At 73.2% G+C, this 23,994-nt stretch carries 22 protein-coding genes and 2 riboswitches; of the genes, 12 read left to right on the top strand and 10 right to left on the bottom strand.

Annotated elements, in window-relative coordinates:
• Window positions 1-15: 15 nt before the first annotated feature.
• Window positions 16-2,214 (bottom strand): DUF7363 domain-containing protein, encoded by a 2,199-nt coding sequence (locus DSM26151_RS10065; RefSeq protein WP_234659422.1) that lies wholly within the window; start codon window positions 2,212-2,214, stop codon window positions 16-18.
• A 167-nt stretch (window positions 2,215-2,381) separates the two neighbouring features.
• On the opposite strand from DSM26151_RS10065, the gene ychF reads away from it, so the two are divergent.
• Entirely contained in the window at window positions 2,382-3,455 is a 1,074-nt protein-coding gene (gene ychF / locus DSM26151_RS10060) for a redox-regulated ATPase YchF (protein ID WP_234659421.1), read from the top strand.
• Here the strand turns inward: ychF and DSM26151_RS10055 are convergent.
• Entirely contained in the window at window positions 3,407-4,213 is an 807-nt protein-coding gene (locus DSM26151_RS10055; protein ID WP_234659420.1) for a patatin-like phospholipase family protein, read from the bottom strand. The genes ychF and DSM26151_RS10055 overlap by 49 nt on opposite strands.
• Window positions 4,214-4,341: 128 nt before the next feature.
• Between DSM26151_RS10055 and DSM26151_RS10050 the strand changes: the two genes are divergently transcribed.
• The 4 genes from DSM26151_RS10050 to DSM26151_RS10035 all read left to right on the top strand — a co-directional run bounded on the left by DSM26151_RS10050 (window position 4,342) and on the right by DSM26151_RS10035 (window position 7,956).
• On the top strand, window positions 4,342-4,920 hold the full coding sequence (locus DSM26151_RS10050; RefSeq protein WP_234659419.1) for a dienelactone hydrolase family protein: 579 nt from the start codon (window positions 4,342-4,344) through the stop codon (window positions 4,918-4,920).
• Window positions 4,917-5,738, top strand: coding sequence for a GNAT family N-acetyltransferase (locus DSM26151_RS10045; RefSeq protein WP_234659418.1), 822 nt, complete (start codon window positions 4,917-4,919; stop codon window positions 5,736-5,738). The genes DSM26151_RS10050 and DSM26151_RS10045 overlap by 4 nt, the downstream gene beginning before the upstream one ends.
• Before the next feature lie 257 nt (window positions 5,739-5,995).
• The gene (locus DSM26151_RS10040) at window positions 5,996-6,586 is read left to right on the top strand and encodes an RNA polymerase sigma factor (protein ID WP_234659417.1); all 591 of its coding nucleotides are present in this window, start codon (window positions 5,996-5,998) and stop codon (window positions 6,584-6,586) included.
• 65 nt (window positions 6,587-6,651) lie between these two features.
• Entirely contained in the window at window positions 6,652-7,956 is a 1,305-nt protein-coding gene (locus DSM26151_RS10035) for a hypothetical protein (RefSeq protein ID WP_234659416.1), read from the top strand.
• A 24-nt stretch (window positions 7,957-7,980) separates the two neighbouring features.
• On the opposite strand, the gene DSM26151_RS10030 is transcribed toward DSM26151_RS10035, so the two are convergent.
• Both DSM26151_RS10030 and DSM26151_RS10025 read right to left on the bottom strand, forming a co-directional pair.
• Window positions 7,981-8,550, bottom strand: a complete 570-nt coding sequence (locus DSM26151_RS10030; protein WP_234659415.1) for a 1-acyl-sn-glycerol-3-phosphate acyltransferase — start codon at window positions 8,548-8,550, stop codon at window positions 7,981-7,983.
• A gap of 64 nt (window positions 8,551-8,614) precedes the next feature.
• The gene (locus tag DSM26151_RS10025) at window positions 8,615-8,857 is read right to left on the bottom strand and encodes a hypothetical protein (RefSeq protein WP_234659414.1); all 243 of its coding nucleotides are present in this window, start codon (window positions 8,855-8,857) and stop codon (window positions 8,615-8,617) included.
• A gap of 32 nt (window positions 8,858-8,889) precedes the next feature.
• On the opposite strand from DSM26151_RS10025, the gene DSM26151_RS10020 reads away from it, so the two are divergent.
• The 3 genes from DSM26151_RS10020 to DSM26151_RS10010 all read left to right on the top strand — a co-directional run bounded on the left by DSM26151_RS10020 (window position 8,890) and on the right by DSM26151_RS10010 (window position 12,042).
• On the top strand, window positions 8,890-9,324 hold the full coding sequence (locus tag DSM26151_RS10020; RefSeq protein WP_234659413.1) for a MarR family winged helix-turn-helix transcriptional regulator: 435 nt from the start codon (window positions 8,890-8,892) through the stop codon (window positions 9,322-9,324).
• A 39-nt stretch (window positions 9,325-9,363) separates the two neighbouring features.
• The gene (locus DSM26151_RS10015) at window positions 9,364-10,251 is read left to right on the top strand and encodes an Fpg/Nei family DNA glycosylase (protein WP_234659412.1); all 888 of its coding nucleotides are present in this window, start codon (window positions 9,364-9,366) and stop codon (window positions 10,249-10,251) included.
• A 132-nt stretch (window positions 10,252-10,383) separates the two neighbouring features.
• On the top strand, window positions 10,384-12,042 hold the full coding sequence (locus DSM26151_RS10010; protein ID WP_234659411.1) for a VWA domain-containing protein: 1,659 nt from the start codon (window positions 10,384-10,386) through the stop codon (window positions 12,040-12,042).
• 44 nt (window positions 12,043-12,086) lie between these two features.
• Here the strand turns inward: DSM26151_RS10010 and DSM26151_RS10005 are convergent, their stop codons facing one another.
• From DSM26151_RS10005 to DSM26151_RS09980, 6 genes are all read right to left on the bottom strand, one after another.
• Window positions 12,087-13,631, bottom strand: a complete 1,545-nt coding sequence (locus DSM26151_RS10005) for an MDR family MFS transporter (RefSeq protein ID WP_234659410.1) — start codon at window positions 13,629-13,631, stop codon at window positions 12,087-12,089.
• Window positions 13,632-13,758: 127 nt separating this feature from the next.
• The gene (locus DSM26151_RS10000; RefSeq protein ID WP_234659409.1) at window positions 13,759-14,901 is read right to left on the bottom strand and encodes a cysteine desulfurase family protein; all 1,143 of its coding nucleotides are present in this window, start codon (window positions 14,899-14,901) and stop codon (window positions 13,759-13,761) included.
• Window positions 14,898-15,776, bottom strand: a complete 879-nt coding sequence (gene nadC, locus DSM26151_RS09995) for a carboxylating nicotinate-nucleotide diphosphorylase (RefSeq protein ID WP_234659408.1) — start codon at window positions 15,774-15,776, stop codon at window positions 14,898-14,900. The genes DSM26151_RS10000 and nadC overlap by 4 nt, the downstream gene beginning before the upstream one ends.
• On the bottom strand, window positions 15,776-17,284 hold the full coding sequence (gene nadB / locus DSM26151_RS09990) for an L-aspartate oxidase (RefSeq protein ID WP_234659407.1): 1,509 nt from the start codon (window positions 17,282-17,284) through the stop codon (window positions 15,776-15,778). The genes nadC and nadB overlap by 1 nt, the downstream gene beginning before the upstream one ends.
• A 1-nt stretch (window position 17,285) precedes the next feature.
• Window positions 17,286-18,683 (bottom strand): quinolinate synthase NadA, encoded by a 1,398-nt coding sequence (gene nadA / locus DSM26151_RS09985; RefSeq protein ID WP_234659406.1) that lies wholly within the window; start codon window positions 18,681-18,683, stop codon window positions 17,286-17,288.
• The gene (locus DSM26151_RS09980; protein ID WP_234659405.1) at window positions 18,680-19,471 is read right to left on the bottom strand and encodes an NUDIX hydrolase; all 792 of its coding nucleotides are present in this window, start codon (window positions 19,469-19,471) and stop codon (window positions 18,680-18,682) included. The genes nadA and DSM26151_RS09980 overlap by 4 nt, the downstream gene beginning before the upstream one ends.
• Window positions 19,472-19,671: 200 nt before the next feature.
• Here DSM26151_RS09980 and DSM26151_RS09975 point away from each other — a divergent pair, with 200 nt between their 5' ends.
• The 4 genes from DSM26151_RS09975 (at window position 19,672) to gcvH (ending at window position 23,976) form a co-directional block, all read left to right on the top strand.
• Entirely contained in the window at window positions 19,672-20,148 is a 477-nt protein-coding gene (locus tag DSM26151_RS09975; protein WP_234659404.1) for a DUF6220 domain-containing protein, read from the top strand.
• Between the two features lie 9 nt (window positions 20,149-20,157).
• Window positions 20,158-22,071, top strand: coding sequence for a multicopper oxidase family protein (locus DSM26151_RS09970; protein WP_234659403.1), 1,914 nt, complete (start codon window positions 20,158-20,160; stop codon window positions 22,069-22,071).
• A 48-nt stretch (window positions 22,072-22,119) separates the two neighbouring features.
• Window positions 22,120-22,222: riboswitch (glycine riboswitch) on the top strand.
• A riboswitch (glycine riboswitch) is annotated at window positions 22,223-22,324 on the top strand.
• Window positions 22,325-22,371: 47 nt separating this feature from the next.
• Window positions 22,372-23,562 (top strand): glycine cleavage system aminomethyltransferase GcvT, encoded by a 1,191-nt coding sequence (gcvT, locus tag DSM26151_RS09965; protein ID WP_234659402.1) that lies wholly within the window; start codon window positions 22,372-22,374, stop codon window positions 23,560-23,562.
• Window positions 23,563-23,604: 42 nt separating this feature from the next.
• The gene (gene gcvH / locus DSM26151_RS09960; protein WP_234659401.1) at window positions 23,605-23,976 is read left to right on the top strand and encodes a glycine cleavage system protein GcvH; all 372 of its coding nucleotides are present in this window, start codon (window positions 23,605-23,607) and stop codon (window positions 23,974-23,976) included.
• Window positions 23,977-23,994 lie beyond the last annotated feature (18 nt).

Raw genomic sequence — 23,994 nt, 5'->3', positions numbered from 1 at the left:
GGGGCCGGTGGCGGTTCAGATCAGGTGCATTCGAGCGCGCGGGTGCGCGTAGACGGCGAAGGCGAGGTCGGAGAGGTCGGCGGCGGATGCCGCGGCGCGCCGTGCGCCCCTCGTGGCCTCGGCGAGGGTCGCGCCCTTCACGAGGGCGACGTAGAACGCGCGGACGAAGCTGCCGGCGGCGTCGTCGCCGACGGACCACGAGCAGCCGATGAACGCGGCGGCGCCGCGCCGCAGGAACGCCTCGGGGAACCCGCCGAGCGAGCGTTCGCCGGACGGCAGCCGCCCGAGGTCGCAGGCGTTCAGGAACACGATCGGCCCGCCCGCGTCCTCGGGGATCGTGCCGCGGTCGGGCACGTCGGTGCGGAGGTCGCCGTCGGAGTAGCGCCAGTCGGGCCCCGGGTGCTCGTCGTCGAACTCCGAGAGCACGAGTTCCTGGGTGGGCGGATCGCTCTGCGCCCAGTGCCCGTGCCCGGCGAAGTGGAGCAGGTCGTACTCGTTCGTCAGGAGCGTGCGGACCGCGGTCGCGTCGTCCGGGCTGATCAGGCTCGCCTGGAGCCGGGACTCGAGCAGGTCGCGTTCCTCGGCGGTCGCCTGGAGCCGGAACTTCTCGACCTTGTAGGCGGGGCAGATGACGTGCGCGTGCGCCGTGCGGACGGGCAGGTCGGTCGGGTGCGCGGTGCCGTACACCCAGCGGGTCAGGCCGAAGCGGCTGAGGAACCGGCCTTCGCCGTCCTCGGCGACATGGCCGAGGGGAGGCACGAGTTGGACGATCTCCCAGGGGATGTCGACCTCGCCCGTCGTCTGCACCATGAGCCCGTCGAGCTCGTCGCGGTGCCGCCAGAGCAGGTCGAGCACGTCGGCCGGGAGGAGGTCGGTCGCGACGGATCGGCCGAGCCGGCCGAGTTCGCGCTCGGCGGTCGCGGCCCGTCGCCCGGTGTCCTGGATGCCGCGGATGTTCGCGCGGATGCCGTCGATCCTGCGGTAGAGGCGCGCGATGTAGGCGGCCTTGCCCGTCAGGGGCGAGGTGCCCGAAGCGGATGCCCCGCCGACGGTCGCACGGATCGAGAGCAGCGAGTCGCCGTCGACGAACTCCTCATCGATGCGGATGGTCGGCAGCGCGAGCAGGTCGGGGTCGGGGTCGGTCACCGCGGCGGCGACGCGACGCGCCGACGCGCCGCGTTCGGCGTTCGCGTCCCGCTCCGCGCCGCCGACCGGCGGGGCGATCGCCTCGGCGGTCAGTCGGAGCGTCGCGAGCGGCAGGTCGGCCCCCTGCCGCACGATGAGCACGACCTCGCCCGTGCCGGGCGCCGGCGCGACGAGCGTGAACTCGTGCCGCTCGACGTCGTCGTCGGACTCGGGCAGGTCGAGGCGGACCGTGCGCGGCCGGCCCGGGTCCATGCGGAACTCGCGCGGCACGATGGTGACGCTCACCTGCCGGGAGCGGTCGACGACGGCGGTGGTGGTCGCGTGGGTGAAGCCCGGTGCGGTGGCGATGGGCCCGAGCGAGAGCGAGAACCGCACGGGGAACGGCTCGTCGACGATGACGGTCTCGGGCATCTCGCCGTGCAGGTGCGCGCGCACCCGGCGGGGCTCGGCGGCCGGTTCGGCCGGTTCGGCGCGTTCGGCGCGTTCGGCCTCCTCGTGGTCCGCGCCGTCAGCGGGGGGCGCCGCGGCGGCGTCGGGCTCGGGTTCGTCGATCCCGAAGACGGGCCCGGCTCGCCGGGCGCGTTCGGCGCCGCGCATCACGGGAGGCGTGCCCGCAGGGGGGACGACCGGCGGAGCGGGCGGTTCCGGTGCCGCTTCCGGTGCAGCTCCGAGTCCGAGGCTGCCCGGCAGTCGTTCCCACGCGCGTTCGAGCGCTCGCGCCGAGTCGAAGCGCAGGAGCGCGAGCACCTCGATCTCTGCGGGCAGGTGCAGCCGCACCGTGCGACCGAGCCGTCCGGCGTCGTCGGTGCGGGCGATCTCGAGCACCGGGACGATGCCCGGCCCGGCCGTGCCGAGCAGCCACACCCCGACGAGCCCGAGGTCGAGGTCCACGGTCGCCCCGAACCGGATCTCGACCACGCGCGTCGGCGCGTCGGGCGGGGCCGTGGCGAAGCGCCAGCAGCCGAGGAACCCGGCGCCGTCGATCGAGGCCGCGGCCGCGGCATCCGCTTCGCCTGCGGGCACCCGCGTCGCCGGACCGGCCCCCGCATCGACCACCGTGACGTCCATGTCCGGTCCTTCCCCCGACGCAGAACTCCAGACGCGATACCTGAGTGATGCTCTGGTTCGGAGCATACGGTCGCGGTACCCGGGCGGCCAGCGATCCGAGCGGATTTCAGGGCCGGCACTGAGCGCGGCATCCGCCACTCAGGAAGCGCCTTGTACGATGGACGCCCGTGGCACTCACCATCGGAATCGTCGGCCTCCCCAACGTCGGCAAGTCGACCCTCTTCAACGCGCTGACCAAGAACACCGTGCTCGCCGCGAACTACCCGTTCGCGACGATCGAGCCGAACGTCGGCGTGGTGAACCTGCCCGACCCGCGGCTCGCGACGCTCGCCGGAATCTTCGGTTCGGAGCGCATCCTGCCCGCGGCCGTGTCGTTCGTCGACATCGCCGGCATCGTCAAGGGCGCCTCCGAGGGCGAAGGGCTCGGCAACAAGTTCCTCGCCAACATCCGCGAGGCCGACGCGATCGCGCAGGTCGTGCGCGGCTTCGAGGACTCCGACGTCGTGCACGTCGACGGCCGGGTCGACCCGAAGAACGACATGGAGACGATCAACGCCGAGCTGATCCTCGCCGACCTCGAGACGCTCGAGCGCGCCATCACGCGCTACGAGAAGGAGGTCAAGGGCAGGAAGCTCGACCCGTCGGTGCTCGCCGCCGCGAAGGAGGCGCAGGAGGAGCTGCAGAAGGGCACCCCGCTGTCGGCCTCGAAGGTCGACATCGCGCCCATCGCCGAGCTCGGACTGCTGACCGCGAAGCCCTTCATCTACGTCTTCAACGTCGACGAGGCGGTGCTGACGGATGCCGCGAAGAAGGCCGAGCTCGCCGCCCTGGTCGCACCCGCCGAAGCGGTCTTCCTCGACGCCAAGATCGAGTCGGAGCTCATCGACCTCGACCCGGAGGACGCCGCGGAGCTGCTCGCCTCGACGGGACAGGACGAGTCCGGCCTCGACCAGCTCGCGCGCATCGGCTTCGACACGCTCGGCCTGCAGACCTACCTGACCGCGGGCCCCAAGGAGTCGCGCGCCTGGACCATCCGCAAGGGCTCGAAGGCCCCGCAGGCGGCCGGGGTCATCCACACCGACTTCGAGAAGGGCTTCATCAAGGCCGAGGTCATCTCGTTCGACGACCTCGTCGAGACGGGCTCGGTCGCCGAGGCGCGAGCCAAGGGCAAGGCGCGCATGGAGGGCAAGGACTACGTCATGCAGGACGGCGACGTGGTGGAGTTCCGCTTCAACGTCTGACGTGCATCGGCGGCGTCGAGCGCCGCGGCCGCGGCGCGGCGGCCCTCGGCGATGAGGCGCGGTGCGTCGACCATGCGCCACTGCGCCATCCGCTCCATCTCGGGCTGGATCAGCACGACCGACGGGTCGTCGACGAGGTCGGCGGTGCGGCGCACGGTGCGCATCATCCGCACGCTCTCCCACTTGGCGTGCAGGCGCACGACGATGACGCGCTCGGCGCCGAGTCCGCGCGCGGCGTCGACGGGCACATTGTCGACCATGCCGCCGTCGGCGAGCCACGCGCCGTCCCGGCGCACGGGAGGAAGGAGCCCCGGCACGGCGATCGTCGCGCGGAGGGCGTCGCTCAACGGGCCGCGGTCGATCGTCACCGCCCGACGCGCGCCGAGGTCGGTGGCGACGGCGCCGAACCCGCGCGGGAGTTCCTCGATGAGTGGGTCGAAGCCGAGCACACGACGCACGCCGTCGCTGATCGCGCCCGTGTCGAGCAGGCCGATGCGCGGGGAAAACGACCAGCGGGCGAGGTCGCGCCAGCGGAAGGCGCGCGCCGCGCGCTCGATCTCCTCCGCGCCGAACCCGGCGGCGTAGGCCGCGGCGACGATCGCGCCCGAGCTGGTTCCGACCGCGAGTCCGGGGCGGATGCCGCGGGCCTCGAGTTCGAGCAGCACCCCCGCGTGCGCCGCCCCGAATGCGGCGCCGCCGCTCAGTGCGAGTCCCAGCGTGCGGTCGTCGTTCATCGTGGCCGCGCCGGGAGTCTGCATGGTGCGACGCTATCGCCGCCGGATTCGGTGATGTTGTGCGCGGACTGTGAGGACGCTGAAACGTGCGGAGGCATTGCCGACCTCATGGGTCGTTCGAGATGATTCCACCACCACCGGGAGGACTGCTCATGGCCGACGTGCTGCTGTACCACCACATCCAGGGGTTGACCGACGGGGTCCACGCCTTCGCCGACGAGCTGCGACGGGGCGGCCACACCGTGCACACGCCCGACCTGTTCGACGGTCGTACCTTCGGCAGCATCGACGAGGGGCTCGCGTTCGTGCGCGATGCCGGGTTCGACGCGGTCCGCGAGCGGGGCGCCGCCGCGGCGGCCGAACTCGACCAGGGACTCGTCTACGCAGGGTTCTCGTTCGGCGTGATGATCGCGCAGCGGCTCGCCCAGACGCGGCCGGGTGCGCGTGGCGCCCTGCTCATGTCGGCCTGCATCCCCGTCGAGGAGTTCGGGGACGCGTGGCCGGATGGCGTGCCCGTGCAGGTTCACGGCAAGGAGGGCGACGAGTTCTTCGACGAGGACCTGCCCGCCGCGCGAGAACTCGTCCGGACCGTTGCAGGCGCGGAGCTGTTCGTCTACCCCGGAGACCAGCACCTCTTCGCCGACTCCTCGCTCGACGCGTACGACCCCGAGGCGGCCGCGCTGCTGATGGAGCGGGTGACGGCGTTCCTGGCATCCCCGGCGCCGCGATGAGCGCCGACCGCCGAGCAATCGGGTCGAGCCTGCTGCAGGCGTACGACGACCAGCTCCGGGCCGACGCCGAGACGACGGGCGCACTCGTCGTCGACCACCTGGGGCCGCTCCTGCTCGTGACCTTCGCCGGCGGGCGCGGATTCGTCACGTACGCCGACCTCGGCGGGGCGGATGCCGCTCGCATCGAGCAGCTCGTCGCGGATGCCGTGGCGTACTACGCGGCACGTCCGGAGGTCGCGAGCTTCGAGTGGAAGACGCGCGGCCACGACGTCGCGCCCGGGCTGCACGCCGCGCTCGTCTCGCACGGATTCGCGCCGGGCGAGCCGGAGTCGATCATGATCGGGGAGGCCGCCCTCCTCGCCGTCGACATCGCACTGCCCGACGGCATCGCGCTGCGCAGGGTCACGGAGGAGCGCGACGTGCGCGCGATGTGCGCCATGCAGGACGAGGTCTTCGGAGACCCCGTCTCGGAGTCGATGGTCGGCCCCCTCATGCAGCGGCTGGAGCTCGATGACGGCATGGAGCTGTGGGTCGCCGAGACCGCCGAGGGCGAGATCGTCAGCGCGGGGCGCCTCGACCCCGTCGCGGGAACCGAGTTCGCGGGCATCTGGGGCGGCGCCACGCGTGCGCCGTGGCGGGGCCGGGGGATCTACCGTGCGCTGACGGCGGCCCGTGCGCGATCGGCCCTGGCCCGCGGCACGCGGTTCATCCACAGCGACTCGACGGAGTTCTCGCGTCCTATCCTGGAACGATCCGGCCTCGTCAGGGTCTCGACCACGACCCCGTACGTCCGGCATCGGAGCGGCGAACGGCCGTGACATCGGTCACGGCGTGCCGGTGGCGCTCGCGTTCGTCGTGGGCGCTGCGCTCGAGCCGGCATCCGCGCACCTGACGTCATCGACCCAGCCGAACTCGTAGGCGTCGTTGCCGAAGACGACGGGGGGATCCTACGGTGCCGGGCCGGGCCGGGGTCCGGGTCCGGCCGCGCCGGGCCGGGTCGGGCCGGAACGGAGGGGTGCGGCGTCCCGGACGCGGCCGCGTGCAAGACTCGTGCTCGAGGCGACACATGCATGGTGTGACGACCGCCAGCACCGCCGCCGCCGAGGACGACCCGACGCGCCCGGAGGTCGCGATGCCCGAGCCCGAGGATGCCGACGCCCCGAGGCCCGCGCCCGCCGCCGACGCCGCCTGGTTCGATGCCGTCGTGCGCTCGCACGCGACCGCGCTCGTGAAGTACTTCGCGCGCCGCGGACCGCGCCAGGACGCCGAGGACCTCGCCGCCGACGTGTTCGCGACCGCGTGGCGGCGTCGCGACGACGTGCCGCGCGAGGCCGTGCTGCCGTGGCTGTACCGCACCGCGGGCTTCGTGCTCGCCAACCATCGCCGCAAGCTCGTCGACCTTCCCGTGGAGGTGGTCCCCGAGCACGGGCGCGGCCGGGTCGACCAGGATCCGGAGCTCAGCGCCCTGTTCGACGAGGAGCTGCGCGGCGCGCTCGCCGCGGTGGGCGAGCGGGATCGTCGCATCCTGCTCCTGCACGCGTGGGAGGGCCTCGATGGAGGGGAACTCGCGCAGGTGCTCGGCATATCCCGTTCGGGGGCGGATGCCGCGCTCTCGCGCGCCCGTTCGCGACTGCGCTCCGCGTGGGGCGAGCGGATGACGTTCTAGCTGCAAGTTCCCGCGGGCCCGGCACACATGCACTGGTGAGAACGGATGCCACGGAGGCGAACGACATGACCCGCGAACACGACGACCACGACCCGCAGGACCCGCAGGACCCGCAGGGCCAGCAGGAACCGCTCGAGCGGCTTCGCGCCGCCGACCCCGCCGCGGGCGTGGAGGCGCGCGACGGGTTCGCCGACGAGGTCGTCGCCGCCACGACCGGCGGCGCCGGCGTCGCGCCGGTCGATCTCGGGGCGGAGCGCGTGCGCCGCCGCCGGGCCGCCACCATCGCGGCGGCCGCAGCCGCGGTCCTGCTCGTCGGGGCCGCCGGGTACGGCCTGGGCGCTGCGGCGGTCGGCGGGCCGACGCAGGTCGCGGCGCCGCCCATCTCGCTGCAGGACGCGTCGGGCGCGTCGGGGGAGATCGCGGTCGAGGAGGGGCCGACCGCGGGCTCCGGGCGGATGGCGGAGTCGGGCGCGGCAGACCTCTCGATGCCCTTCGGCGGCGGCCGCAACCACTTCACCGCGACCGGCCTGTCGACCGATGCCGGCTCGGCGCAGGCCTACGCCTACGACGCGCGATCGGCATCGACCGCCGAGTCGGTCGCGGCGCTCGCCGCGGCGCTCGGGATGGCGGGCGATCCGGTGCTCGCCGACGGCTCGTGGACCGTCGGCCCGCAGGACGGTTCGGCGCCGTCGCTCTCGGTCTCGCTCGACGGGGCGCTGGGGTTCTGGTACAACGATCCGGCGAAGGATCCGTGGGTGTGCGTCGAGGGCGGCGAGTGCGAGCCGTCCGGCGGGGTGCCGGGGGAGCAGGCGGCGATCGACGCGCTCCGCGGCATCCTGTCGGACAGCGGCCGGGACCCGGAGGCGTACGAGTACACGTCGGAGACCTGGGAGGGTTCGCCCACCCGGGCGGCGCAGGCGTGGCCCGTCGTCGACGGGCAGCGGCTCGACCAGCCGTGGACGCTCGAACTCACCGAGGACGGCGTGTACAGCGCGTACGGCACGCTGGCCGAGCTCGTGCCGCTCGGGGAGTACGCGATCGTGAGCGAGCAGGAGGCGTTCGAGCGGCTGTCGGATCCGAGGTTCGGTGTTCAGGGCGTCGTGATGCCGTTCATGGCGGAGGAGGGCGACGCGGGCGTCTCGACCGAGTGGGTCCCGCCGACCGAGCCGCCGCCGGCACCTGAGCCGGGAACGGATGTCTCGTGGCCGGTCGTCGAGGTCGAGCTGGTCGGGGCACGACTGGGGCTCGCCACGCACTGGCAGCCGGACGGAGGCGTCCTGGTCGTGCCGACCTACGAGTTCACCGATGCCGCGGGCGGCACGTGGTCGGTCATCGCGGTCGCGGAGTCCCAGCTCGATCTCGACGCCTGAGCCGACCCGGTTCCGGCGTCCGGGTCAGGCGCGCTCGTCTCGCAGTCGCGGTTCGGTGCGCAGCTCGGGTCGGAGGCCGGACTTGTCGGCGTAGAAGGCGCGGATGCGGTCCATGTCGGCGGGCACGTCGCCCGTGAGCTCGAACGTCGGGCCGAGGCCCGTGGTCATGGTCGTGCGGTCGACGAACCCGAGGGTGACCGGCATCCCGGTCTCGCGGGCGATGCGGTAGAAGCCGGACTTCCAGTACTCGTTCCCGCCGCGCGTGCCGTCGGGTGTGACGACGAGGCCGAAGACCTCGCCCGCGCGGATGCGCTCGACGACCTCGCCGACGACGCGACTCGGGTCGGCACGGTCGACGGGGATGCCGCCGAGCTTGCGCATGAGTGGCCCGCGCCATCCGCTGAACAGGCTCTTCTTGCCGAGCCAGCGGATGTCGATGCCGTACCACCAGGAGATGGCGAGCATGAGCACGAAGTCCCAGTTCGAGGTGTGCGGGGCGCCGATGAGCACCGACGGGCGATCGGGTGCCCGTTCGCCCGAGAGGGTCCACCTGCTGCAGGCCCAGTAGGTTCGGGCGACGAGACGTCGGAGCATCCGGCAACCGTATGCCACGGTCCATGCCCGTCCGGGCATGCATCGTGTCGGCCGCCCGGGCGACTCAGGCGGTCGGGCCGGGGCAGTGCAGCATCGTCCGGGTGTTCGCGTCGCCGCGTTCGATGCGATGGTCGGCCATGAGCCCGCCGCACAGGGGGCATGCCGGGTTCGCGGGCGGTTCGTACGGTGCCTCGGGGCGACCGATGCCGACCTGCGCGGGGCCGACGATCGGGTAGACGATGCGGTTGACGCGCGCCCAGAAGCCGGGGACGCCCTTCCACGGGTTCGGCAGGTTCTGTTCGTGCACGAACAGTTAGTGTACAGACTATTCTGGATGCCATGGACGACCCGCTCGAACTCGATCGACAGCTGTGCTTCGCGCTCGCCGCGACGAGCCGCGAGGTCATCCGCATCTACCGCCCGTCGCTCGACCCGCTCGGCCTGACCCACCCCCAGTACCTCGTGATGCTCGCGCTCTGGGAGCAGAGCCCGCTCAGGCTGCGCGAACTCGCCGACCGGCTCCACCTCGAGCCCGCGACGGCGAGCCCGCTCATCGGCCGCCTCGAAGCCTCGGGCCTCGTGACCCGGCGGCGCAGCTCCAGCGACGAACGGGCGGTCGACATCGCGCTCACCGACGAGGGCGCGGCGCTGCGCGAGCGCGCGACCGCGGTCCCGGGAGAGGTCGTCGCACGCCTCGGCCACCCCGTCGCACGCCTCGAACGACTCCGCGACGAACTGACCGCACTGCTCGTGGCCGCGCACCGCGCGAGCTGATCCCTCGCGGATGTCGGCCGGCGGTGCGAGCATGGACGCGTGCCCGAGATGCCGGAGGTCGAGGCGCTGGCGGGGTTCCTCGCCGAGCGCACCACCGGGCATGCGATCAGGTCGGCGCGCGTCGCGGCGATCGCCGCACTGAAGACGTTCGACCCGCCGCTCCACGAGGTGGAGGGGCGCGTCGTCACGGGCGTGACGCGGCATGGCAAGTTCCTCGACCTGACCCTCGGGTCGGCGGCTCCAACAGCCGCCGACGCCGAGCTGCACCTCGTGTTCCACCTCGCGCGGGCCGGCTGGCTGCGCTGGTACGACGTGCTGCCCACGAGCGTCGTCCGCCCCGGTCGATCGCCGATCGCGCTGCGGGTCGCGCTCGACGACGGGTCGGGTTTCGACCTCACCGAGGCCGGCACGAAGAAGTCGCTCGCCGTCTCGCTGGTCCGCGAACCGGGCGACGTGCCCGGCGTCGCCCGGCTCGGCCCCGACCCAATGGGGCCGGCGTTCACGCTCGACCGGTTCGCGGAACTCCTCGACGGTCGCAGGACCCGCATCAAGGGCGTGCTGCGCGACCAGAACCTGCTCGCCGGCATCGGCAACGCGTACTCGGACGAGATCCTGCACGCCGCGAAGATGTCGCCGTACAAGATCGCGGCGACCCTCGACCGGCCGGAGGTCGAACGCCTCTACGACGCGATGCGCACCACGCTCGCCGAGGCGCTCGCCGTGGCATCCGGCAAGCCCGCGGCTGAGTTGAAAGACGCCAAGCGCCGCCACCTGAACGTGCACGGGCGCACCGGGCAGCCGTGCCCCGTGTGCGGCGACACCATCCGCCAGGTCGAGTTCCACGACTCGACGTTCCAGTACTGCCCCACCTGCCAGACCGGCGGCACCCCGCTCGCGGATCGGGTGCGGTCCCGCCTGGTCAAATGAGCGACTCGTCGCCGAGAAGTTCGCAGAACGCTCAGCTTCACTTACACTGGCACGACCCCTCCCCCTGAACGGGGGAACCCGTTCAGACTGGGATCGGCATCCCGCGGAGATGCAGATCCGCTTGGAGATTCCGTGGGACGACACAGCGTTGCGACTCCGGCGAAGACGCCGAGCCGCCGGTTCATCCTGTCCATCATCGCGGCCGTCGCGGTCGTCGGAGTGGTCGGGTCCGGCGTCTACCTCTGGGTCGGCGGCCACCTGAACCCGATTCTCGCGGCGGCCGAGATGCCCGTGTGCGACGAGATCGAGGCACTCGAGATCGTCGCCGACACCTCGATCGCCGAACCGGTCGCCGAGCTCGCCGCCGACTTCGACGCCGACCCGGACCGGTGCGTCGAGACCGAGGTGCGCGCGCAGGACTCGGCCGACACCGCCGCGGAGATCGCGGCCGGAACGATCGCGGCCGATGCATGGGTGCCCGACTCGAGCGTGTGGCTCGACCGCACGGCGGCGACCGCGGCCTCGCTCGGCCTCGGCGCGCCGAACGCGACCGCCGGCGCCTCGATCGCGACCTCGCCCGTCGTGTTCGCCGTCCCGGCCACCGACGCCCAGGCGGTCGCCGCCGAGCCGGTCAGCTGGGCCCGGATCCTGAACGGCACGCTTCCGGCGATGCTGCCCGACCCCGAGGCATCCGCTGCGAGCCTCGCCGGGCTCACCGCGCTGAAGGGCCAGTCCTCGCCCGAGGACCCGCGTCAGTTCGCCGGCGCGATGATCGCCCTGAGCAAGTCGATCCCCGCGAGTGCGGATGCCGCCATGACGAGCGTCTTCTCGACGAGCACGCCGACCGTGGTGCTCACGAGCGAGGCGAAGGTCGCCGCCCACAACTCCGACGCGACGGCGGAACCGCTCGTCGCCGCGTACCCCGCCGAGGGCACGGTGGCCCTCGACTACCCGTTCGTCCGGATCGGCGACGTCGACTCGGCCAACCTCGACGACCTCGAAGCGGCGCTCGGCCGGGCCGCCGACCTGTTCCTCGAGGCCGGGTTCCGTGCACCGGACGGCACCGGCGAGGTCGACGCGCCCGGCATCACGCCGACCGCGCCCCCCGCGCAGACCGAACTCGACAGCGCCGCGCAGATCGAACTGCTCCGCTCGTGGGGCGTGCTCACCCTCCGCTCGCGCATGCTCGCGGCGATCGACGTGTCGGGCTCGATGGAGGAGCCCGCGGAGAACGGGCTGCGCCGCATCGACATCTTCCAGCAGGCCGCGGGCGGCGCGATGTCGAAGTTCTCGGGCGAGGTCGAACTCGGCGTGTGGGCGTTCTCGACCGCGCGCAACGGCGACCTCGACTACGAGGACCTCGCGCCGATCGCGCCGCTGGCCGACGCCGGGCACACGCAGCAGATCCAGCAGATCATCGCGACCCTGCCCGCACGCCTCGGCGGGGCGACCGGCCTCTACGACACCACGCTCGCGGCCTACCAGCGCGTGCAGGAGACCTACGACCCCGACAAGGTCAACTCGGTCCTGGTCATCACCGACGGCAAGAACGAGGACGAGAACGGCATCAGCCTCGAGCAGCTGCTCGCCGAGATCGAGAAGCTCCAGGACCCGGCCCGGCCGGTCGCCATCATCATGGTCGGCTTCGGACCCGACACCGACCTCGACGCGATGAAGCAGATCGCGCAGGCGACCAAGGGCGGGGCGTACTCCGCGAACAAGCCCGAAGACCTCGGAACCGTGCTCGTCGACGCGCTCTCGCAGCGCACCTGCCGGCCGAACTGCGGCTGACGCCGCGGAAAGCCCGCGGCTGACGGGCCGCGGGCTCGCCCGGCCTAGTGCCCGGGGTGCTGCGCCATGTCGGCCGGCCGCCGCACGAGCGTCGCGCCGACGATCGCGACGAGCGAGACGATGCCGCCGACCATGAACGCGCTGCGCACCCCAGCGGCCTGGGCTGCGAGATCGCCCACCCCGTCGGTCGCCGCAGCGGCCGCCGTCGCCGTCATCACGGTCATGAAGAGTGCGGTGCCGGCGGCGCCGCCGACCTGCTGCAGCGTGCCGAGCGTGGCCGATCCGTGCGAGTACAGGTGCGGTTCGATCGAGCCCAGGGCGCTCGTGAAGAGCGGCGTGAACATGAATGCCAGCGAGATCGAGAGCACGATGTGCGCGATCAGCACGGCCCAGACCGGGGTCGTCTCGGTCACGAGCGTCAGCGACCACAGCACCGCGCTCACGCCGACGCTGGCCGGCACGAGCAGCGGAGTCGGGCCCACGCGGTCGTACAGGCGGCCCACGGTCGGTCCGAGCAGGCCCATCACGAGCCCGCCGGGGAGCACGAGCAGCCCGCTCGCGGACGGCTCGAGTCCGAGCACGTCCTGCAGGTAGATCGGCAGGAGGATGAGCGTGCCGAACAGGGCCGCCATCATGACGGTCATGAGGGCGATCGACACCGCGAAGTTCCGCGAGCGGAACGTCCGCAGGTCGAGCAGCGCCCGGTCCGAGCGCTGCAGGATGAGCTGCCGGAGGATGAACGCGAGGATTCCCAGGCCTCCCGCGGCCAGCGCGATCCACATGGGCGCCGCGTCCTGCGGGGCGCGCCCGCTGACCACGCCGCCCACGAGGCTCAGGCCGTACACGAGCCCGCCGAAGCCGACGGCCGAGAGCACGACCGAGACGACGTCGATCGGGAAGGCGCGGGTCTCGCTGACGTTCTCGACGCGGCGCAGCCCGATGACGAGCATGGCGACCGCAAGCGGAAGCACGAGCCAGAACATGTAGCGCCAGCCGAGCGAATCGAGGATGAGTCCGGAGATCGCCGGGCCGAGGGCGGGCGCGACCGACATGACGATCGACACGCGCCCCATGAATCGCCCGCGGTCGGCGGGGGCCACGAGGGTCATGAGGGTCGTCATGAGCAGCGGCATCATGATCGCGGTCCCGGTGGCCTGGATGATGCGCGCACCGAGGAGGACCTCGAAGCCCGGTGCGAGGGCGGCGAGGAGGGTTCCTGCGCTGAACAGCCCCATCGCGGCGCCGAAGATCGGCCGCGTCGGGAAGCGCTGCAGCAGGTACCCCGTGATCGGGATGACGACGGCCATCGTGAGCATGAACGCCGTCGTCAGCCACTGCGCCGCGTTCAGGGTGACGTCGAGGTCGCGGGCCAGCTCGGGGATGGCGACGCTCATGATCGTCTCGTTGAGGAAGACGGTGAACGTGGCGGCGAGCAGGAGCCAGATCACGCGCGTGTTGCGCGCCCCGTGCTCGGGCTGCGCGGCGCGGACGTGCTGGTCGATGGCGCGGTCGGCGGCCTCGGCGGCCTGGATGGCGTCGGTGTCTGGAATGGCGATCGAGTCGGTGTCGGATGATGGGCGTTCGGTCACGGTCGTCCTGTCGTCGCGTCGTCGTGTCCGCCGGACCGGGCGGAGCCCGGTGCCGAAGGCGAACGGGGGGTGCAACCGCCGGTGGCGGTTCGGCTATTCCCGATCGCGTCGATGCATACGGGTGAATTCAGCCGACGATACGCCCGACCGCCGACACCGCTTCGGCGAGGTGCTCGGCGGCGGCCGCGGCATCCGCTTCATCGGAGCCGGGGCCGAAGGAGAACCGCACCGCGGTCTGCGCGACCTCGGGCGCGAACCCCATCGCGGTGAGCACGTGCGAGGGGTCGTCGCTGCCGGCGGCGCACGCGGACCCGCTCGAGACCACCACGCCCCGGCGTTCGAGCTCGAGCAGCAGCGCCTCGCCCGAGAGGCCGGGGAAGACGTACGCGACGGTTCCCGGCAGTCGCCGGTCGGGATCGCCGGTCGGCACCGCGCCCGGCACGGCGGTCGCGACGAGGTCGCGGAACCGGGCGGATGCCGCGCCGACGCGCGCCGCGGCATCCGCCCGCTCGGCCTCGGCGAGTTCGAGCGCGGTCGCGAAGGCGACGGCGCCGGCGACGTTCTCGGTGCCCGAGCGCCGCCCGCGTTCCTGCCCGCCGCCGTGCAGCACGGGTTCGAGCGGGAGGCGGCCGCGCACGACGAGGGCACCGGTGCCCTTCGGGGCGCCGACCTTGTGCCCGGCGAGCGAGAGCGCGTCGACGCCGAGCGCGTCGAGCGAGAGCGGCAGCCAGCCCGCGGCCTGCACCGCGTCGGTGTGCACGAGCGCGCCGGCCTCGCGCGCGATGCGCGCGAGGGCCGCGACGTCGTTGACCGTGCCGACCTCGTTGTTCGCGAGCTGGATCGACACGAGCGCCGTGTCGGGGCGGATGACCCGAGCGAGCGCCTCGGGCCGCACCGCGCCGAACGCGTCGACCTCCGCGAAGCCGACCTCGAAGCCGTGCAGGCGTGCGAGCGCGTCGGCCGCGCCGAGCACCGCCTCGTGTTCGACGCGGGAGGTCACGACGTGCCGTCCGCGCGGGTTCGCGAGTGCGAGGCCGAGGATCGCGAGGTTGTCGGCCTCGGTTCCGCCCGAGGTGAAGACGACGTCGCCCGGGCGGCATCCGATCACCGTCGCGACCCGTCGGCGGGCATCCGCGAGCGCGCGGGCGGCCTCGTCGCCGACGCCGTGCGTGCTCGACGGGTTGCCGAACGCCCCGGTCAGGTACGGCCACATCGCCTCGAGCGCCTCGCGGCGCACCGGGGTGGTCGCGGCGTGGTCGGCGAAGATCATGCCGGCCCCCCGGGCGCCGGCCCGGTCTCGATGACGACGTCGAGGCCGAGGTCGAGCGCGCGCGCCGAATGGGTGAGCGCGCCGACCGAGATCACGTCGACGCCCGTCGCGGCGATGCCCGCAACCGTGTCGAGGGTCACGCCGCCGGAGGCTTCCACGATCGCGCGGCCGTCGATCAGGGCGACGCCCTCGCGCAGCGCGTCGAGGTCGAAGTTGTCGAGCATGATCGTGTCGGCGCCGCCCGCGAGCACCGCGGGGATCTGGTCGACCCGGTCGACCTCGACCTCGAGGTGGGCGGTGTGCGGCATCCGTTCGCGCGCGGCGCGCAGCGCCCCGGCGAGGTCGGCGCCGCCCGCGGTGAGCACGGCGAGGTGGTTGTCCTTGGCCATGATCGCGTCGGAGAGCGAGCGGCGGTGGTTGCGGCCGCCGCCGTCGCGCACGGCCTGGCGTTCGAGGCTGCGCAGGCCGGGGGTGGTCTTGCGCGTGTCGACGATGCGCGCGCGCGTGCCGTCGACCGCGGCGACGTAGCGCGCCGTGAGCGTCGCGACGCCCGACATCCGCTGCACGAGGTTGAGCGCGACGCGCTCGGCGCGGAGGATGCCGCGGGCGGAGCCCTGCACGCGCGCGAGCACGTCGCCCGCGGCGAACGGCGCGCCGTCGGCGGTGAGGGTCTCGACCGCGATGCGCGCGTCGACGAGCCGGAAGGTCGTCTCGAGCACGCGCGCGCCGCTGAACACGCCCGCCTCACGGGCGACGAGTTCGGCCGTGGCCGTCGCGCCCCCCGGGATGAGGGTCTCGCCCGTGAGGTCGCCCCACGGGGCGTCCTCGTCGAGGGCGAGGGTCACGATCCGTTCGATCTCGCGGGGTTCGGTCATCAGGCGGCCTGCCTCTCGTGTTCGTCGGTGCGGGTGTGGGCGCCGACGCTCCGCGTGCGGGCGAGTGCCGCGGCGACGGTGAGCCGCGCGAGGTCGAGGAGGTTGCGGTCCTCGACGCCGGCGCGGTCGGTCGGGTCGGCGTGCCATCCGTTCAGGCGAGCGGATGCCTCGGCGAGCCCGTGCGCGTCGCGTTCGAGCCCGACGTGGCTCCACATGAGCTGCCGGAGCTCGCCGCGGTCGACCCGCTCGGTCGGCCGGATGTCGGACGATCCGCGCGACACGCGGGGCGGGGGTGCGGCGTGTCGGAGCGTTCCTCCGACGACCGGCAGCGCCGTTGCCGGCGCCGACCGAACGGATGCCGCGACCGACGCGGCGGCACGCTCGCCGAACACGGCGCCCTCGAGCAGCGAGTTCGACGCGAGCCGGTTCGCGCCGTGCACGCCCGTGCGCGCGGTCTCGCCGACGGCCCACAGTCCGGGCAGGCTCGTGCGCCCGTCGAGGTCGGTCACGACGCCGCCCATGGCGTAGTGCGCGGCGGGCACGACGGGCACGGGTTCGCGTGCCCAGTCGAACCCGGCGGCACGGCACGCCGCGTCGATGGTCGGGAAGCGCCGGGCGAGGAAGTGCGCGCCGAGCGCGGTCGCGTCGAGCCGGACCGGTTCGCCGCCCTGCTCGGCCATACGACGCCAGACCGCGCGGGCGACGACGTCGCGCGGCGCGAGCTCGGCGCGCGGGTCGAGGTCGGCGAGGAAGCGCCGCCCCGCGGCATCCACGAGCACCGCGCCCTCGCCGCGCACGGCCTCCGACACGAGCGGGGTCCCCGGAACGGCGAGTGCCGTCGGGTGGAACTGCACGAACTCGAGGTCGGCGACGGCGGCCCCCGCGCGCGCCGCGGCGGCGACGCCGTCGCCGGTGGCGACGTCGGGGTTCGTGGTGTGGGGGTAGAGCATTCCGGCACCGCCGGTCGCGAGGGCGACCGCGCGGGCGCGCAGTTCGCCGGGCGCGCCGAGCACGGTGATGCCGACGACGCGGCCGGCCTCGACGACGAGGTCGACGAACGTCGTGTGCTCGAGCACGCGGATGCCGCGACGGCGCACGGTGTCGACGAGGGCCCGCTCGATCTCGGCGCCGGTCGCGTCGCCGCCCGCGTGCAGGATGCGGGCGCGCGAGTGCGCCGCTTCGAGCCCGCGGGCGAGCCCGGACTCGTCGCCGTCGAACGCGACCCCGAACCGGATGAGGTCGCGGATGCGGGCCGGGCCGTCCTCGACGAGGGTGCGCACGGCCTCGGCTTCGCCGAGGCCGGCACCCGCGGCCAGTGTGTCGGCCGCGTGCCGCTCGGGTGCGTCGCCGGGGAGGATCGCCGCGGCGATGCCGCCCTGCGCCCACCTCGTGGAGCCCTCGCCGATGCCGGACTTGGTGACGACGGTCACCTCGAGCCCGGCTTCGGCGGCGCGGATCGCCGTCCACAGCCCGGCGATGCCGGACCCGACGACGAGCAGGTCGGTCATGTCAGGCCCCGGTCGTCGCGGCATCCGTGGCCGCCGCGATGGTCGACCCGGCAGGCACCGGCACCGAGGCCGGGGGCTTGGCCGCGAGCATGCGCTCGAGCGCGAGCCGGGCGGGCTCGGCGACCTCGTCGCCGACCGAGATGCGGTTCACGACGCGCCCGGCGACGAGCTCCTCGAGCACCCACGCGAGGTAGCCGGGGTGGATGCGGTACATCGTCGAGCACGGGCACACCACGGGGTCGAGGCAGAAGATCTCGTGCTCGGGGTGCTCGGCGGCCAGGCGCTGCACGAGGTTGATCTCGGTGCCGATCGCGAACGTCGAGCCGGCGGGCGCGGCCTGGATCGCCTTGACGATGAAGTCGGTCGAGCCCGCGGCATCCGCTGCGTCGACGACGGGCATGGGGCACTCGGGGTGCACGATGACCTGCACGCCGGGGTGCTCGGCGCGGGCGCGCTCGATCTGCTCGACCGTGAAGCGCTTGTGCACCGAGCAGAACCCGTGCCAGAGGATGACCCGGGCGGCGTCGAGGTCGGATGCCGCGTTGCCGCCGAGCGGCCTGCGCGGGTTCCACATCGGCATCTGCTCGAGGGGCACACCCATGGCCTTGGCGGTGTTGCGGCCGAGGTGCTGGTCGGGGAAGAACAGCACGCGCTGCCCGCGCTCGAACGCCTGCTCGAGCACGACCTTCGCGTTCGAGGAGGTGCACACGATGCCGCCGTTCCGGCCGACGAAGCCCTTCAGTGCGGCCGACGAGTTCATGTACGTGACGGGGATGACGGGCACGCGGCCGGACTCGTCGGTCGCCGTGAGGTCGCCGTAGACCTCCTCGAGCTGCTCCCAGCACTCCTCGACGCCCGACTCGTCGGCCATATCGGCCATGGAGCAGCCGGCCGCGAGGTTCGGCAGGATCACCGCCTGGTCGGGCCGGGAGAGCATGTCGGCGGTCTCGGCCATGAAGTGCACGCCGCAGAACACGATCGCCTCGGCCTCGGGGCGCGACATCGCGGCGTTCGCGAGCTGGAACGAGTCGCCCGTGAAGTCGGCGTGCTGCACGACCTCGTCGCGCTGGTAGAAGTGGCCGAGGACCACGACCTTCTCGCCGAGCGTCGCCTTCGCAGCCCGGATCCGGTCGTGCAGTTCGGCGTCGGACGCGGTCCGGTACGACTCGGGCAGCGCGCCCTGGCGGGGCGACCCGGTCGGGATCACGTCGCCCATCGACGAGCCGGGCCCGTACCCCGCGGGGCCGGCGTCGAACTCCCAGGGGCCCTTTGCGAGGTCGGGCGCGCAGGCCTCGCCCGCGGCCTTCCCGGTCGTGATGAGCCGGATCGTGCGATCGACGGACGCCTGTTCGCGGACGCGACGCTCGGCGGGCGTGGGTGCGGGAAGGGTGGTGCTCATGGCGTGTCCTTGCTGTGCGTGCCGGTGGCGGGTGGTGCGGGAGCGGTGACGGATGCCGCGTGCGGCGGCCCCGCGGACGTCGGCGACGTCACGGGCGTGCGGGCGGGGTCGAACCGGTACAGCGCGGGTGGCCGGTGCCGGGTTCCGGCGAGGCGCTCGCCGGTGTCGACGAGGGTTCCGGAGGATTCCATGGTGCGCCGGAAGTTCGCCGGGTCGAGGCGGCGTCGGAGGACGGCCTCGTGCACCTGGCGGAGCTCGGCCATCGTGAACGTCTCGCCGAGCAGGGCGTGCGCGATGCGCGAGTACTCGAGCTTGGTGCGCAGGCGCGCGAGGGCATAGCCGATGACGGCGGCGTGGTCGAACGCGAGGTCGGGCAGGGCGTCCTCGTCGAACCAGCGGACGTTCTCGTCGGAGACCGCCCGGAGGACCTCGTCGGAGTGCACGAGCGCCCAGTAGACGACCGAGACGACGCGTTCGCCGGGGGAGCGGTCGGGTTCGCCGAACGTGTAGAGCTGCTCGAGGTAGGCCGGTGCGAGGCCCGTGGTCTCGTGGAGCGTGCGCGCCGCGGCGGCGTCGAGCGCCTCGTCGACGGGCAGCCATCCGCCGGGCAGCGCCCAGCGGCCGAGCCCGGGTTCGCGCAGTCGCCGAACGAGCGGGATGCGCAGGCTCGCGGGCCGGCCGGGGGCGAGGTCGCCGGCGGTGCCGCCGGCGGCGCCTGCGTCGTCGGGGGAGAGCGCGAAGATGACCGTGGAGACGGCCAGTCGCGCGTGCGCGTCGTGCTGCGGCATCCGCTCGCCCCCTTCCGCACTGCTTCGAGTCATCGTGACGCGAAGTCGATCGGCGCCAGCTTACAGTCACGATGACACGAACGCGAATCGCGTGACACGGCTGGGACTCCGATGGAAATCAGGGACCGCCCGGATGCCGCGATCCGAGCCGGAGAGGAACCTCATCGCCAGCCCGACCCTTCCCGAAAGCGAGCCCTTACATGCGCAAGCTGTTCCTCGTCATCTCCGTCCTGTTCACCGCATCCGTCGTCGTCCAGCTCTACCTCGCCGCGGTCGGCGTGTTCTCGAACCCCGAGGACGAGCTCTTCGCCTGGCACGGCACCAACGGGCGGATCGTCCTGCCGATCCTCGCGATCCTGCTCATCGTCAGCGCCGCGCTCGCGCGGGCCGGCAAGCGCACGATCTGGCTGAGCGTCCTGCCGCTCGTGCTCATCCTGTTCCAGACCGTGCTGTTCATCCTCGGAGGCGTGATCTTCGGCCTCGAGGAGGCGGACCACGCCAGCCCGCCGCTCGGCGCGACGCTGTTCATCTCGCTGCACGCCGTCAACGGCACGGCGATCCTCCTCCTCGGCGTGCTCATGATCGTCAAGGCCCGCAGGCTCGACCGCGAAGGCACCCCGGGGGCTGACGCCGCGCGAACCGCGGACGACGAGCAGCCCGCCGTCCCCGCGGCCTGATCGGATCGCATGGGAACGCCCGCACTGCTGCTCGCCTGGGCCGCGGCCGCGTTCGCGGCCGCCGGGCTCACGCTCGGGGCCGGCTTCACCGCCGGCCCCGACGGCGGGCGCGGTCGGCAGCGGATGCCGGTGCTCGCGCTCGCCGCAGGGGGCGCGCTCGCCGCGGCGCTCGCCGCACTCGCGGCGGCCGCGCTCGCCGGCCGGGGCTGGTGGTTCGCGGGCGAGAAGCTGCTCGTCGGACTCCCGCTCCAGGCCGTCGGCGTGGCAGCCGCCGCGAGCGGGCTCGTGCTGTGGCTCCGATCCGCCGCCGTGCCGCTGGCCCGGACGCTGCTCATCGGCGGCGGCTCCGCGATGCTCGCGGCGGCCGCGTCGAGCTGGCTCGTGGGCTTCCCGCCGCAACCCGTCGCGACGCTCGTGCTCGCGGCCGCCGTCGTGCTCGCGACGGGACTCGCGTGGGCGGTGCTCACCGCGCGCGGCACCCGCCCGGTCGCCGGCTTCGCCGGCATGCTCGCGCTCCTGCTCGTCGCGGGAGTCGGCTGGTCGTGGCTCTCGGACACGGCTGCGCCACGGCTCGAGGCCGGCGCGTCGCACGGTCACGGCTCGCCGGCTCCGCCGACGGCCGACGCGGTCTCCGTCACCGACCTGCGCACGCCCGCCGAGGCCACCGGCACCGTGCGCCGGTTCGACCTGACCGCCGGAACGCACGAGGTCGAACTCGCCTCCGGCGAGACCGTCGAGGCCTGGGGATTCGGCGGAACCGGCCTGGCCGGCCCCGAACTGCGCGTGCAGGAGGGCGACCTGGTCGAGGCGCACCTGGCCAATCGCGACATCGAGGACGGCGTGACGCTGCACTGGCACGGCTACGACGTGCCCAACGGCGAGGACGGCGTCGCGGGCGTGACCCAGGACGCGGTCGCGCCCGGCGAGGGCTTCACGTCGCGATTCGTCGCCGACCAGCCGGGCACCTACTGGTACCACACGCACCAGGTCTCGTCCGAGGGCGTCCGGCGCGGCCTGTACGGGATGTTCGTGGTCGAACCCCGAGGCGGCATCCCCGAGACCTCGGACCTCGCGCTGCCGATCCACCGCATCGGCGGCGAGGTGGTCATCGGCACGACCGACGGACCCCAGCGCGTCGACGCGGCCGTCGGCGAGTCCGTGCGGCTCCGCGTCGCGAACACCGAGCAGAGCCCGGTCAGGGTCGCGGTCGCGGGCGCGCCCTTCCGGGTGGTCGCGGTCGACGGACGCGACCTCGCGGGGGGTCGCGACGTCGAGGGCGAAGCGGTCCGGCTCGGCGCCGGGGCCCGGGTCGACCTCGTGGCGACCGTGCCCCCGGCCGGGTTCCGGTTCGAGACCGGGCTGTCCGAGACATCCGTCGTCGTCGTCGCCCCGGCAGGGACCGCCGCACCCGACGCGCCCCGCGGGGTCGACGACGACCCCGAACTCGACCTGCTCTCGTACGGCACCGGCGGCAAGCCCGACCTCGGCGCGCCGCAGGTGCGGGCCGAACTCGTGCTCGACCGGATGCCGCGATTCGTCGGCGGCGCCCCGGCGTACGCCTACACCGTGAACGGGGCGGTGTTCCCGCACATCGAGCCGATCGAGGTCGCCGAGGGCGACCTCGCGCGCATCACCGTCGTCAACCGCGGCTTCGACGTGCACCCGATGCACGTGCACGGCCACCACGTGCTCGTGCTCTCGCGCGACGGCGTGCCCGCGAGCGGCGCCCCGCTGTGGCTCGACACGGTCGACGTCGATCCGGGCGAGGTCTGGGAGCTCGCCCTCGTCGCGGACAACCCGGGCATCTGGATGGACCACTGCCACGACCTCGCCCACGCCTCGGCCGGGATGATGATGACCCTCGCCTACCGGGGCGTGACGACCCCGTTCGATCCGACCGCGCACGGCAATCGCCCCGAGTGAATGGCCGGCATCGGCTAGGATCGGCCCTACAACCGCACATCGGGCCGTCCACGCATCGCGGGAGAGCCGGCACCCGGCAGCATCGGGTCGCCGTCACCGAAGGAGCAAGCCTCCCCGCCAATCTCTCAGGTCGCATCACCGCGATGACCAGGCCACTCTGAAAAGCGCTCCGCGTTCCGCGCGAGCCGCCGAAGGTGAAAGCACCCCCCTCGGGGCGTCGCGAAGCTCTCAGGCCGATGACAGAGGGGGAGTTCTTTTCATCGGCGACCGCCGTGAGATCCGCGCGATCCAGGAGAACTCGTGACCGACGCACCCGGAACCACCGAACCCGGCACCACGGCCGCAGCCGCGACCGAACGCCGCAGCCCGCTCGACGCCGTGCACCGCGCCGAGGGCGCCTCCTTCACCGACTTCGCCGGCTGGCAGATGCCCGTCCGCTACTCCAGCGACCTCGCCGAGCACCACGCCGTCCGGCGCAACGCCGGACTGTTCGACCTCTCGCACATGGGCGAGATCGTCGTGGTCGGCCCCGAATCCGCCGCGGCACTCGACTACGCGCTCGCCGGAAAGCTCTCCGCGATCGTGGAGGGGCAGGCGAAGTACTCCCTGCTGCTCGCGCGCGACGGCGGCGTCATCGACGACCTCGTCGTCTACCGCACGGGCGAGGACCGCTACATGGTCGTCGCGAACGCCGCGAACCGGCAGGTCGTCGCCGAGGAGCTCCGTGCGCGCACCGCGCCGTTCCAGACCGAGGTGTTCGACGAGTCCGACGACATCGCGCTCGTCGCCATCCAGGGCCCCGACGCGCTCGAGGTGCTCCAGCAGACGCCCGGGTTCGGCATCGAGGGTCCCGGCAACGATGAAGAGGACTTCGTCGCCGCGGTCGCGGCGCTGAAGTACTACCGCGCAGCGGCTGCGACCTTCCAGGGCGTGCCCGTGCTCGTCGCCCGCACCGGCTACACCGGCGAGGACGGCTTCGAGCTCTACGTCGCGCCCGACCGGGCGACCGCGCTGTGGGAGGCCCTCCGCGAGACCGGCGGACCGCGCGTCGTGCCGTGCGGGCTCGCGAGCCGCGACACGCTCCGGCTCGAAGCGGGCATGCCGCTGTACGGGCACGAGCTCGGCCGCGAGACCTTCCCCGTCCAGGCCGGCCTCGGCCGCGTCGTCGCGCTGTCGAAGGAGGGCGACTTCGTCGGGCGCGCTGCGATCGAGCAGGGCCCGCCCGAGGGCGCCCCGGTCCTGGTCGGCCTGACCGCCGAGGGCCGCAGGGCACCGCGTGCGGGATACGAGGTCTACGACGGCGACGGCGCCGACGCCCGCCGAGTCGGCGAGATCACCTCCGGCGCGCTCTCGCCCACGCTCGGCCACCCGGTCGCGATGGCGTTCGTCGCGCCCGACGCGGCCGAACCGGGCACCACGCTGCACGTCGACGTCCGCGGAACGCGCGTCCCGGCATCCGTCACCGCACTTCCCTTCTACAAGCGCGGCTGAACGCCGCCCCAGCCACCGAACCACCGAGCACGAGGAGCACCCATGACCGACCGCAGCGAACTGCAGTACACCGAAGAGCACGAGTGGGTGAAGGTCGACGGCGACACCGTCACCATCGGCATCACCGACTACGCCGCCGAGAAGCTCGGCGACGTCGTCTACGTCGACCTGCCCGACGCCGGTAGCAGCGTCGTCGCCGGAACGGTCGTCGGCGAGATCGAGTCGACCAAGTCGGTCGGCGAACTGTTCGCGCCCGTCGACGGCGAGGTCGTCGAGTCGAACCAGGCCGTCATCGACCAGCCCGAGCTCGTCAACAGCGACCCGTTCGGGCAGGGCTGGCTCATCAAGGTGACGACCGCGTCGCTGCCGGCCATGCTCAGCCACGACGAGTACCGCGCCCTCACGGGCGAGTAGTCCCACCCGAAGGAAGAC

Source organism: Agromyces marinus, assembly GCF_021442325.1.
GTDB lineage: Bacteria > Actinomycetota > Actinomycetes > Actinomycetales > Microbacteriaceae > Agromyces > Agromyces marinus.
The sequence above is the reverse complement of the archived record's forward strand: the minus strand, read 5'-3'. Positions and strand labels throughout refer to the sequence as shown.